Raw genomic sequence first — 12,674 nt, forward strand, 5'->3', positions numbered from 1 at the left:
CCGCGGCCTTAGTTCCACTATCACTTTATCAAAAAAGTGATGTAATCATCTCCGTCGAGATTGATTACATCACTAATGTTAGTAAGTTTTTGTTCAAAATTTGCACTTACTAAAAGTATGTGATATTATTCAACTATTCAATTAAATTATTGAATAGTCACTGGTTTGACGATTCCAGCTAAATATTAGGCCCGTTCTGGGGTTGAAAATGGATGCGTGAATAAGTAATGTCCGCTGGTAAACAGCGAGCGAGGAATACGTCACTAACAAACTCAAAATTACTTTTAGCAGGAGAATATTAAATATGAATGATTATAACTATGTAGTTATCGGTAGTGGACCATCAGTCTTTCGCTTTCTACCGGGCATGCAAGGCAGTAAACAACGAATTTTAGTCGTGGAAGCAAACGATTTTGGTGGCATTTGCCCTAACGCTGGTTGTGAACCAAAAATCTTTTTTGAAGGCGCTAGTAAAATTTCATTACTTTCACAAAAACTAACTGGAAGAGGGATGGCTAACCCTGCAAAGATAAACTAGACGCAGTTGGTTCAGGAAAAGAAAAGCGTGTTTGCGCCTGTTCCTGACAATATGCAACAATTGTTTGAACAACAAGGCAATGATACGATTCAAGGGGCAGCAAGCTTTGTCAATAACCACACGATTAAGGTCAATGATAAGCTCATTACTAGTGATCATTTTGTGATTGCCACTGGTCTTAAACCACGTTCGCTAGATGTTCCTGGCAACGAGTATTTACTGACAAGCAACGATGTTTTTAACATGGAAGAGCTGCCGGAATCTGTTGCCATTATTGGTGGTGGATATATTGCGATGGAAATTGCCTCGCTGCTATCAGTTGCTGGCGCCCACGTCACCATTCTTTTACGTTCTGATCGAGCATTGCGGGCCTTTGATAAACATCACGTTGACATGGTTATGGATGAAATGAAGGACTCGTTAGGCGTTGAATTTCAATATCAAACTGAAGTTCAAGCGATTCATCACGAGGATGCTCAATTTCAAGTTACGACAAAAGACGGTCGTCTTCTAAAATTCGACAAAGTGATTAATGCCAGTGGGCGCGTTCCAAATATTGATACGCTGCATTTAGAGAATACAGATGTAAAAGTTGATAAAAAGGGCATCGTTGTGAATGAACATCTGCAAACCGCTGCGGCTAATATCTACGCCATGGGTGATGTTATTAAGAAAGAAGTGCCAGGTTTAACCTCGACGGCTCAGTTCGAAGGTGAATATCTGAGTCGCTATCTTCGCGGACATCAATCTGACGGCATTCATTATCCAGTGATCGGGACGGTTGCTTTCACATTTCCGCAAATTGCTGAAGCGGGTGTTAATATGGACCAAGCACGTGAAGATCCTGATTTGACGGTAAAAGACCTCGAAATTGCACAGGGGGATTACTTTTATACGGGAACTGCGGATGATAAGGCTCATCTTTCATTAGCATATGATCAGCAAAATAAGATTGTTGGTGCGTCAGAAGTGAGTCAAACTGCTGTTGATGATATTAACGCGTTGATTCCAGTTATCGCATTAGATGTTGATCCGGCTGTTTGGCAAGAAAAAATGATTTTGATTTTCCCATCGTTAGCGTATAAGTTACGTAGTTTAGTTTAAATAGCAAAAACTGGAGCTGATCTCAAAGGATTAGCTCTTTTTTCTGCGCTATGATATGCGGTTAGTTGTCCGAAAAAACAATCTACTATTGAAGCATTATCGAAATACTTCTATTATTAACTATTAGATAGATTATAGTAGAGTAATCTTCAAAGGAGAATTGATAAATGTCAGCAAAATTTGATTTAACGTTTGTTCAAGGATTAACCGTACAAGAAAAAGCCGAGTTAGTTAGTGGTAAAAACTTTTGGTTTACCGCTGAAAATAAGGATAAACAAATTCCTAAAATGATGATGACGGATGGCCCATCAGGTTTAAGAAAGCAGGCCAGCAGTGCGGATGCTTTAGGTCTTAACCAAAGTGTTGAAGCAGTTTGTTTTCCAAGTTCTGCGTTAACCGCTAGTTCGTTTGATGTCGAGATGCTGTATCAACTTGGTAAGAATCTAGGAACGGCCGCGCGTGCTGAAAATGTAAGCGTTCTTTTAGGACCGGGTGTTAATATGAAGCGGTCACCGCTTGCTGGACGGAACTTTGAATATTTTTCAGAGGATCCTTATTTAGCCGGTGAATTGGCTAGCGCGTATGTTAATGGTGTCCAAAGCGAGGGTGTCGGCGTTAGTGTGAAGCACTTTGCTGCCAATAATCGTGAAAATCAGCGGTTTACTTCTAGTTCCAACATGGATGAACGGACGTTGCGTGAAATTTATTTAACGGCGTTTGAAAAAATCGTCAAGCAAGCGCAACCCGCTACCTTAATGTGTTCGTATAATTCAATCAATGGGACTTTGAATTCACAAAACTACCGCTTATTAACCCAAATTTTGCGTAACGAGTGGGGTTTTGAAGGATTAGTTATGTCTGACTGGGGTGCTGTTGCTGACAATATTGCTGCGTTGAAAGCAGGACTTGATTTGGAAATGCCCGGCAACGGTGATTACTCAGTTAACCGGCTTGTGGCAGCTGTCCATGATGGTGAGTTAGAAGAAGCTAAGCTGGATACAGCAGCTTTACGGGTATTGCGGATGGTTGAGAAATTCCATATTAACGCGAAAAAGGCTGATAAATACGATAAAGCGCAGCAACACGTCTTTGCTAAGCAGGCTGCTGAAGACAGCATGGTACTGTTGAAAAATGATACTGCTGTGTTACCGCTCGACGCTAATGATGCCGTTGCCGTTATCGGTGAACTTGCAGAAAAGCCGAGATATCAAGGCGGCGGTAGCTCACACGTGAACGCCTATAAACTTACCACACCGTTATCGGTTGCTCAGAGTAGCGACTACGATGTGACATATGCGCAAGGCTACACGTTAACCGATAGTGCAGTGAATACTCAGCTGGCTGATCAAGCAATTGAATTGGCCAAGCAGGCTGATAAAGTGGTTGTTTTTGCTGGTGTTCCTGAACAATTAGAGTCAGAAGGTTTTGATAAGGAATCAATGGACTTACCAGAGAATCAAAATAACCTGATTCAGCAAATGACTAAGGTTAACAAGCACGTGATTGTGGTGCTACAAAATGGTTCCGCTGTTACAATGCCTTGGCGAGATAACGTGCAAGCCATCTTGGAAACGTATCTTGCAGGTGAAGCAGTGGGTGAGGCAACTTGGTCAGTATTGACTGGTGAGGCTAATCCTTCCGGCAAATTAGCAGAAACTTTTCCAGAAAAGATTGAAGATACCCCAGCATTCGGGACTTTCAATGCTAGTCCTGAGGCTGAGAACTATCATGAGGGAATCTATGTTGGTTACCGGTATTATGATATGAAACACAAACAAGTGAATTTCCCGTTTGGTCACGGGTTAAGTTATACAACCTTTGAGTATAGTGATTTGAAGATTACGACGGAGAATGATCGGGTCAATGTCACTGTGAAAGTCACTAATACGGGTGCTGCGGCTGGTAAAGAAACAGTTCAAGTGTATGTTCAAAATCAAGCGAGTTCAGTGGAAACACCAGTTCAAGAACTCAAGGGTTTTAAAAAGGTAGCCCTAGAACCGAAAGAAAGTCAACTTGTCACTTTGAACTTAAATCGGCGGAGTTTTGCTTGGTACGATACTGCCAATGCTAACTGGCGCGTTGATAATGGTCATTATTGCATTCAAGTAGGGGCTTCATCGCGAGATATCCGCTTGAGTCAGGTCATTGACGTGAAGCTCGGTACTGACAAGCCGACTACGATTAGTGAAGATACTTATCTGAATCAAGTTATTGGTCGAGATGATTTAAAGCCAGCTCTAAAACAGTCAGGGTTAGATGTCGTGCTAGATAACGTTGCTTCTGGCAGTGACAGTGAATTACTAGCTAACATGCCGTTGAGGGCCATCGTGATGTTAGGTACTTCGATTGACCAGATGCATCAGTTTTTGGCGTTGGCTAATAAGTGATAATTTCGTTGCACAAAAAAATTGAACTAAAAGATCCTTATAGGAAACCAATTCATTTACGAGTTGGTTTCTTTTTTTACATACTACAGAAAGTGTCGATTCTTTTTACGTAAAGTAAGCGCTTACTTAACCCTAGTGACGGGCACGGTGTCATTTGCTAAAATTGACCGGTAGAAAGGAGTGGGTTAAATGGAACAACCAAACAAGCAAACTGAAGAAACCCCGCAACTTAAAAAAGTGATCGGTGTATTTGGTGGCAGCAATATCTTGATTGGTATCATGATTGGTTCAGGTATTTTCTACATTGGTTCTTATGTCTTGCAACGAGCACATATGTCCATGGGGCTTGCGCTACTTGCCTGGCTGATTGGGGGATTAGTCACCTTACTGGGTAGCCTGTGTTTTGCTGAATTAGGTGCGATGAATCCGGCAACTGGGGGAATCTACGTTTATTTGTCGGATGCGTACTCACCCGTAGTGGGTTATATGTTCAACTTTCAAAGTATGATAATCGGTGGGCCAGGATCAATTGCGGCAATCGCAATCGCGTTGCCAATGGCGCTTAATTCACTGATTCCAATGAATGGGCTAATGGTTAAAGTCTGGGCCATTGCGTTGATCGTGATTTTTACGTTGATTAACTACTTTGGGGTGGATATCGGTGAATGGGTTCAGAATGTGTTCAACGTTTTAAAGGTGTTACCTCTGATTTTAATTATCGTCCTTGGTTTATTTTGGGGACACTATACGCCAAATCTATCGTTGACACCGCGTAATGGGAGTACCAGTCCAGTCGATTTCATCCAAATGATGGCTTTCGCAGTGATTGCTTCACTGTGGGCTTACGAAGGATGGACTAACTTAAACACTGTCGCAGGGGAAATGAAGAACCCGCAACGGAATCTACCACGCGCCTTAATCTTATCAGTGGGCTTTACTACGGTGGTTTACGTTTTGTTCAACTTAGCTATTTACCGGGCACTGCCATTCGGCCAAATTAGCCGATCAATTCAGCACAATCAGCTTTATTTAGGGACTGCGGTTGCGCAAAGTTTTCTGGGCCAGTTTGGGACGATTCTTGTCGCCATTGCTATGGTATTGGCCATGATCAGCTCACTTAACGGGATGATTTTAGCCTTTGCACGGTACTACTACGCGGCTGCGAAGGATCATCTATTGTGGAAATCATTTGCCCACGTTAATGCTAAGCACCGGACGCCAGATTTCAGTTTATTTATTCAAATGCTGATTTCTATCGCGCTGGTGATGACCCGTGAGTTAGATGAGTTAACCTCACTGGTGGTGTTCTCCGGTGCTATTTTTAACTGTTTATCGGTTTTAGCTGTACCAATGATGCGTCGGCGTCAACCAGATACACCGCGCCCTTATAAAGTATGGGCCTATCCTTGGACCGTAATTATTGCCACGATTGCTTTCCTGATTATTTTGGGAAATAATTTCATTGACGATCCGGTGACCTCAATTCTTGGTCTGGTTGTTCCAGCAATTGGAGCAATGGTTTACTGGGGCTTTCGAAAGTACTATCACGTTGAATCAGAGTAATAATCATTGCTCTGCTGATGCTTAAAATAATGACTAAACAAAAACAGAAAGATCGTTAAATGATGATCATTTAGCAATCTTTCTGTTTTTGTTTAGTTCGCGTTAATGAGTTTGTCTTGTAAATTGGCTAACTTTGTTGTCATGTAGACGTGATAAGTATCGGGATTGGTTAACCGCTTGGTTTCATCAGGTAATTCGGCGATGCGTTGTTTGCTGAACGCTTGAATTTCCAAGGGACTAGCAGAGGTTTGTTTCAAGTCCACCGGTTTTAACAGGGGTTCCGCATCAAAGCCACTTAAGGTTTGCACTTTGCTAACGCTGAGCGGGTTGCTGTCAAAGGCATCGAGTTCATGTTGATCAGCAACCGGTTCATCGGCTAAAGCAATCAGGTCAGCGAAGGCTTCCTTGGTGCCATGGTGATAGAGACGGTAAACCTGTTTTTGACCAGGAATCGTGACCTTTTCACGGCTATCGCTAATTTTAATTTTTGGAATGAGCTGGCCGTTTTGTTCGATAGCGGCTAATTTGTAGACACCACTGAGAACTGGAGACGACGAGCTGGTAATCAGTTTTTCGCCAACACCGAAATTATCAATTGGTGCGCCTTGGTTCAGCAACGATTCGATAATGTTTTCGTCCAAAGCATTGGAAATAGTAATTTTGGCCTTGGGGAAACCAGCATCATCTAACATTTTCCTAGCCTGACGGGAAAGAGAAGCGATATCGCCGGAATCAATTCGGATGCCCACTGGTTCGTGACCCTGAGCACGTAATTCCTTAAAGACGGTAATGGCATTTGGAATACCTGAGCTCAACACATCGTAGGTATCCACTAATAAGGCGCTGTTATCGGGGTAATATTTGGCCCACTGACGAAAGGCGGTTAGTTCATCCGGATAAGCTTCAATCCAGCTGTGTGCCATAGTGCCGGCTACTGGGATGGAAAATAGTTTACCAGCTAACACGTTCGAAGTGCTGGCCGCACCACCGATAACCGCAGCGCGTGCACCGTAAATCGCGCTGTCAGGTCCTTGCGCACGGCGAGCACCGAATTCCATAATGGGTCGATCGCCAGCAGCAAATGTGATACGTCGAGCCTTAGTTGCAATAAGCGACTCGTGGTTCAAAATCGTAAGAAGTAGTGTTTCTAATAATTGAGCCTGCGCAGTTGGACCTTCTACAGTCATCAACGATTCTCGTGGAAACACTGGGGCTCCTTCGGGAATTGCTCGTATGTGACAGTCAAATTTGAAAGTTGCTAGAAAATTCAAAAAATCCTCGTCCCAGAGATGGAGACTTCGGAAATAAGTAATATCATCCGGTGAAAATGAAAATGGCAATGCATCGATTATTTGCTGAAGGCCTGCAGTGATAACAAAGCTGCCTTGATCTGGCACTTTCCGGAAGAAAATATCAAAGGTTGCGCGGGTATCGGGCATGTCCTTTTGAAAACCGTTTGCCATTGAAAATTCATAAAGGTCTGTTAAGAGTGAAAGATTCCGCATTAGTGATCGTCCAATCTTTTCATGTTTAATTGGTGTCTTGACACCCCATGAAATTATTGTCTTCATCTTAGCATAACTTGATGAAAAAGTTTAATGTATTTTTATAAAAATTACTCATTAACAGGCTTTTCTGGTAGGATTATAAGGGAAGAGGTAACTATTTGTTGAAAAGTAGGTGGTGTCGTGACAAGTACGGAAAGACGGTCACAAATTCAATCAGTCTTATCAACCAGTCAGGGGCCAGTTAGTGCCAGTAAATTAGCGCATAGATTTAACGTCAGTCGGCAAACGATTGTGGGTGATGTTTCCCTGCTGAGGGCTGGGGGAGAAGCAATTGTCGCAACAGTGCGTGGTTACGAATATCAACAGCAAGCAAAATGTGAAGCAGTCTTAGTTTGTCGTCATTTTCCTGGTGATAGCGCGGATGAAATGCGACGAATCGTTGAAGCCGGTGGCGTTATTGAAGACGTTGTGGTGGACCATCCACTATACGGACAGCTTAGGGCTAATTTACAGGTCAGAGATATTGGTGACGTGAACTTGTTCATAGCGAAGATGAAACAGCGAAATGTTCGGTTATTATCTGAACTTACGGATGGCGTTCATACCCATACGATTGCCTATGATAATCCAGAGCAGTTGGCAACCATACAAGCATCGCTGCGAAAAGCAGGGTATCTGTATGAAGACCAAACTAGTGAATAGACTATGATTGGTTTATAGCTAAATTAATTCAGCATCGCAAAAAGGGCGGCCTATGAATAAAGGCTGCCCTTTTTACAATTCATCTCATATCAACAATCCTTGCGTATCAGAACATCAATGAGTGCTGTTTTCGTGTTTTTTTCGCTTAGTCATTCCGAGTAAACTTAACGCACTCATTAAACTAAAGCCTAACAACGACCAAATATTCGCACTAGATTCATTAGTTTGTGGCAATTTTGTTTGACTTGTACCACTAGTTGTTAGTTGGACTGCTTTTGCTGTCTGCTGTGTTGAGGTGAGTAAGTGTTCTTGATTAGTTAAAGTGTCGTTTGTTTGTTTTGTGTGGCCGGTATCCGTGCTGGTACCATCCGCATCGGTGGTATCAGTTGTTACTCTTTCTTGTTCAATGTTTGTCACTTGGTGATTACTGATAGTCGTTGTCGGTACGCCGTTATCATCGCCAGTAACCGTATTGATGGGGGTGTCAGGATCATCGCCATTGATTGGTGTGTCAATGGGAGTGATAGGCAATGCCGGTTCTGCTGGGACGTTTGTCTGTGGTTGACTAGTTTCTGTCAACTCATAGACGGGTTCGGCTACTTGTTCTATTGTCCAAACTTGAGGATCAGAATCCGGAACTTTACCAGTGGGCTCAAAAACAGGATCAGGTGTTTGAGCCATTGTCCATACTTCTGGATTGGTATCCGGAACTTTACCAACGGGCTCAAAAACAGGATCAGGTGTTTGAGCCATTGTCCAAACTTGTGGATCGGTGTTAGGAACTTTACCAACGGGCTCAAAAATGGAATCCGGCATTTGAGCTATTGTCCAAATTTCTGGATCGGTATCTGGCACTTTACCAGGTTCATAAACAGGATCAGGCATTTGTGCTACTGTCCAAACTTGCGGATCGGTATCAGGTACTTTACCAGGTTCATAAACAGGATCAGGCATTTGTGCTACTGTCCAAACTTGCGGATCGGTATCAGGTACTTTACCAGGTTCATAAACAGGATCAGGCGTTTGTGCTATTGTCCAAACTTGTGGATCAGAAGTTGGTAGTTCGCCAGTGATATATTTATATTTAACAACCACATTTAATTGATCATTGGCTGGTACACCATTTTGTAAATTAACTGAGAGTGCAGGTGTAATCATTTGATCCGGTACATAGCCTGGAATTGTAGGACTTGTAACTTGAGTAAATGATTGTGGTGCAGACCAGTCACCATCAGTAACAGTATTTGTCACTAGATCTTTAGTCACGGTACGAGTAAAGGTAAGGTCTGCTGACGATGGTTTAAGAAGCTCTGATTCGTCGCTAGCTTTGACGTAGTGAATGGTGCGCGTGATGACTTGTGTAGGGTGAGTTGTTTCAACTTGGTGTGTGAGGAAAACAGTGAACGTTTGATCAGTATCGTTATTATTATCAAATGTGATGCCGTTTTCGATTTCATCGTTTTGCGGATTATAGGCATATCCTGCTTTGATGTATGCATTAACCGCCACTTGATCAGAGAAATCCGCACGAGTGTTATTCTTGCCTTCAATGGTGACAGTTTGACCGAGCTGATTGTTGGCTGTCTTATCCCAAAACTTGATTGTGGCCTTCTGACCGCCATTACCGTTTTGCACATATAGGTAAGTAACTGTACCGTTATTTCCCGCTTTTTTCAGCGTTCCGTTTGCAGGTAATGAGTCATCATACAGGCGAGCAAAAGTATAGCCACTAATGGACTGTTGATAGGTCAGGTAAGGATCACCCACAAAAGTACCCGACGGATAGTCGACTTGGCCGACATAATTAGGGATTTCCTTAACAGTGGCGGGATCAACTGGTGCGTCAGGATGATCTAATAATGCTGTATCAGTTGTGTAGACGTACTTCACGTTCACGCTGGCTGCAGGTTGATAAACCATGGATTTGAGGCGGAATTGTTGGAGATTCAGATTAGCCGCTGTTCCCGCAGAAACGAAGAAGGCTGTATCAGTTTTATCGGTGGCCCAATCGGTAATGTCTTTCTCCCAAACTTTGTTATCATAGTTGATAGTGAGTAATTTCTTACCGTCGACGTTTGGTTGATATTTAATGGCGATGTCTTTAAATTCACCCCGCCAGTTTTTAGGGTCGTTTTGGAGATGACCTGTCTGCCCTGGAGTAGGGCTATCAATTACTTGCGCGCTATCTTTACCAGGAGTGACCCCAATTGTGGATACGATACCCGGCACGTCAGTCTTGATATCAGTTTTTTTAGAACTTTCAATAAAGGCACCAAAAGCTTGACCACCACTAAAATCAGGTGTGTTAGGCTTTCGGGGACCGTTACTAAATTCTGCTGGATCCGCCGTGGCATCATTTGAAATGGCCCAGTTATAAGTGGTGTCAGCCTTCCAGCCGATTGCGTCTGGAATACCACCAAGGCCTAGGCCAGCACCGCCGTTACCAACGGTGTCGCTATTAGCATCGTGGAAACCAAACGCTATACCGTCACCGCCGTTACCATTAACCTGATCAACTGCCCCTAAGTTGACCTGACCTTCAATATCGAAACCTTGCCCAAGATTAATTTTGTTTTTTAGGGTAATGCTGCCTTGTTGGCTACCAGCATAGTCGGTAAGCGTGACGGTATCGTCATTGTCGCTGTTAAAGTGGGCGTTTCCATGAGTGTCAAATGAATCCTTAAAATTGGCTGGTGTGATGGTTGTTGAGTTATCATTACCGGACTGCTTAACTTGAACATCGGTAGAGTTAACTGCCGGTGTTGCTGTGGCTGGTGACGATTTAGGTGGCTGAGCACCGGTTATGTATTGCTGGGTCGAATCCTCTGATTTCGAGGGTGATGACGAACCTGTTGATGGATTCCCTTGAAGCGGTTGGCTAGATTGTGTCGATGGTTGACTAGCCGCATATACTGAATGAGTATTTAACAATGAAGCAGTTGCTACACTAACTAACACAATACCGCAAAATGTCCATTTTCCTCCTGCTTTGTACATTTTGTAGTGAAGTTTACCATTGTGGTTACTGTTTCGATCTCTGTGTCGCATTCTAATTTTCCCCTTATATTTTCTGAAATTTTTTTGCACAAATTTCCCCCAATGTGAAAGTTATGTGCAACATTTTTCAGTATATCTTAGGCGCAAAATAAGTTCAAATCCTTTTGTACAACCAATTTGTGCAACATTTTTCTAATGGACTAGACATAAATTGTGATATTTATATTAATACTAGAGCTATTTATAATGTTTTATAGAAGGAGTGGTATGCAGTTTTTTTGGAGAAAATGTTAAAAAAAACTTTGTCACAATTCCCGTGACAGAGTTTTTTCAAATTGTATGTGGTTTAAAGGACTGTATAAATGCTCTTGTGATCGGTGTTTGAAGTCGATTTTTACGCCAAGCTAATACAGTATGGGTTTGAACACGTGGCGAGAACGGAATAAACCGAACGCCTTCATGATTTTTAGGGTCAATGACACCCTCGATAGTTAGCGCAGCGCCCAGTCCCCGTTGCACAAGCGGAAGAACGTTAAAAATCAGGTTGAAGTGTCCCTTAATTTTCAAATCATCGAGATTTAACTGTGCCCACTTACCTAGGAGGTGCTGAACAGCTTGGCGACTTGAGATAATTAGTGGAATATCAGGTAAATCAGTGGGCTCAATCACTGGCTGGGTGGCAATGGGTGAGTCGATCGCCGCAACTAATCCCCAACGTTCAGCGTGTGCCAGTCGCATCTGTTCGTATTTGTTAGCATCGATTGGCTCCAGCAATAGCGCCACATCTACTAAGCCTTTATCTAGGCGATCGAATAAGTCATCACTGGTGCCAGTAAAAACGTTAAACGTGACTGCTGGATATTCTTTTGCGAAGTTGGTAATTTCTTCAGCTAAAATATGACTGCTATCAGCCTCAACGGCACCAACACTAATATTGCCAGAAAATAAATCACGTCGCTGGTTAATAAAGGATTGCTGAGTCTGCTCAGTCAGTGTCAAAATTTCTTGAGCGCGGGTTTTCAGAAATAGGCCAGCATCAGTTAGTGAAAGGCCACGGTTAGTTCGAGTGAATAGCGGTGCGCCAAGTTCATCTTCAAGACTCCTAAGCTGTCTTGACAATGTCGGTTGAGTAATGTGCAATCGCTCTGCCGCTTTTGAAATTGAGCCAGCTGAATCAATGGCTAAAAAATATTCAAGCAGTCGTAGTTCCATAGTTGAGCCTCCAGCGATTTAGTAGGGACGATCACCGTCTGTTCCCGGTTGGTCGATTCCAAGACTACTATAGCTGTGTTGCTCGGGATTGACAATGATTTTCATAATCAAGTCAGCAACGCTTTTGCGTGAAATGATTGTGCCCTTGAAGGGGGTTCCTTTATCTGTTAGCTCATAATCAATTGTGTCAGTATCGGTCATGTATGCCGCACGAATGATGGTGTAATTTAGCGAACTGTTCTCAATGATTTTAGCAGCGCGACGGGTATCATTCATCACGGCACTGCCAATGGATGTTTCTACCCACTGGCCAAATTCTCCGGGAACTTCGTGATATAAATCGAGGCCAGTGACGTAAATTAACCGTTTCACGCTAACAGCAGTCATAGCTTTAACAATATTGTTAGCTAGTGGTTCAAATTGGCCCCCTAGATTAGCGTAAACGATATCTTGATTGGCCATTGCTTGCACGAGAGCCTGATAGTCGTTAACGTCAGCTTCAATCACATCTTCGCGGGTTGGGTCAATCGATCCTAGTCGTTTTGCGTGGCGCAGGTAAAGGGTGAGTTGGGTGTTAGTTTCTGTTAGGAGTCGTTGGCGAACCAGTCTAGCAATTCGACCGTTGGCACCTAGAATTAAAACATTTGTCATGAATGGCTCCTC

Annotated in this window: 9 protein-coding genes; 5 read left to right on the plus strand and 4 right to left on the minus strand. The window is 43.0% G+C overall.

Translation table 11 applies throughout. The features are described 5' to 3' along the window. Nucleotides 1-304: 304 nt before the first annotated feature. From CES82_RS12735 to CES82_RS11575, 4 genes are all read left to right on the plus strand, one after another. Nucleotides 305-538 carry a hypothetical protein gene (locus CES82_RS12735; RefSeq protein WP_225364905.1) on the plus strand — a complete coding sequence of 78 codons (234 nt, stop codon included), beginning with the start codon at nt 305-307 and terminating at the stop codon, nt 536-538. A 51-nt stretch (nt 539-589) separates the two neighbouring features. Next, nucleotides 590-1,642 carry an FAD-dependent oxidoreductase gene (locus tag CES82_RS11565; RefSeq protein WP_225364906.1) on the plus strand — a complete coding sequence of 351 codons (1,053 nt, stop codon included), beginning with the start codon at nt 590-592 and terminating at the stop codon, nt 1,640-1,642. 167 nt (nt 1,643-1,809) lie between these two features. Further along, on the plus strand, nt 1,810-4,029 hold the full coding sequence (locus tag CES82_RS11570; RefSeq protein ID WP_098826414.1) for a glycoside hydrolase family 3 C-terminal domain-containing protein: 2,220 nt from the start codon (nt 1,810-1,812) through the stop codon (nt 4,027-4,029). 189 nt (nt 4,030-4,218) lie between these two features. Next, nucleotides 4,219-5,592 (plus strand): APC family permease, encoded by a 1,374-nt coding sequence (locus CES82_RS11575; protein ID WP_098826415.1) that lies wholly within the window; start codon nt 4,219-4,221, stop codon nt 5,590-5,592. 92 nt (nt 5,593-5,684) lie between these two features. Here the strand turns inward: CES82_RS11575 and CES82_RS11580 are convergent, their stop codons facing one another. After that, the gene (locus CES82_RS11580; protein WP_098826417.1) at nt 5,685-7,097 is read right to left on the minus strand and encodes a nicotinate phosphoribosyltransferase; all 1,413 of its coding nucleotides are present in this window, start codon (nt 7,095-7,097) and stop codon (nt 5,685-5,687) included. Between the two features lie 183 nt (nt 7,098-7,280). On the opposite strand from CES82_RS11580, the gene CES82_RS11585 reads away from it, so the two are divergent. Further along, nucleotides 7,281-7,802 (plus strand): transcription repressor NadR, encoded by a 522-nt coding sequence (locus tag CES82_RS11585; RefSeq protein ID WP_098826419.1) that lies wholly within the window; start codon nt 7,281-7,283, stop codon nt 7,800-7,802. Nucleotides 7,803-7,916: 114 nt separating this feature from the next. Here the strand turns inward: CES82_RS11585 and CES82_RS11590 are convergent, their stop codons facing one another. From CES82_RS11590 to CES82_RS11600, 3 genes are all read right to left on the minus strand, one after another. Beyond that, complete coding sequence (locus CES82_RS11590; protein WP_098826421.1) at nt 7,917-10,850, minus strand: lectin-like domain-containing protein; 2,934 nt, start codon at nt 10,848-10,850, stop codon at nt 7,917-7,919. 279 nt (nt 10,851-11,129) lie between these two features. Further along, nucleotides 11,130-12,011, minus strand: a complete 882-nt coding sequence (locus tag CES82_RS11595; protein ID WP_098826423.1) for a LysR family transcriptional regulator — start codon at nt 12,009-12,011, stop codon at nt 11,130-11,132. A gap of 18 nt (nt 12,012-12,029) precedes the next feature. Next, nucleotides 12,030-12,662, minus strand: a complete 633-nt coding sequence (locus tag CES82_RS11600; RefSeq protein ID WP_098826425.1) for an NAD(P)H-binding protein — start codon at nt 12,660-12,662, stop codon at nt 12,030-12,032. Nucleotides 12,663-12,674: the final 12 nt, after the last annotated feature.

It is taken from the genome of Secundilactobacillus silagincola (assembly GCF_002583405.1).
Lineage (GTDB): Bacteria > Bacillota > Bacilli > Lactobacillales > Lactobacillaceae > Secundilactobacillus > Secundilactobacillus silagincola.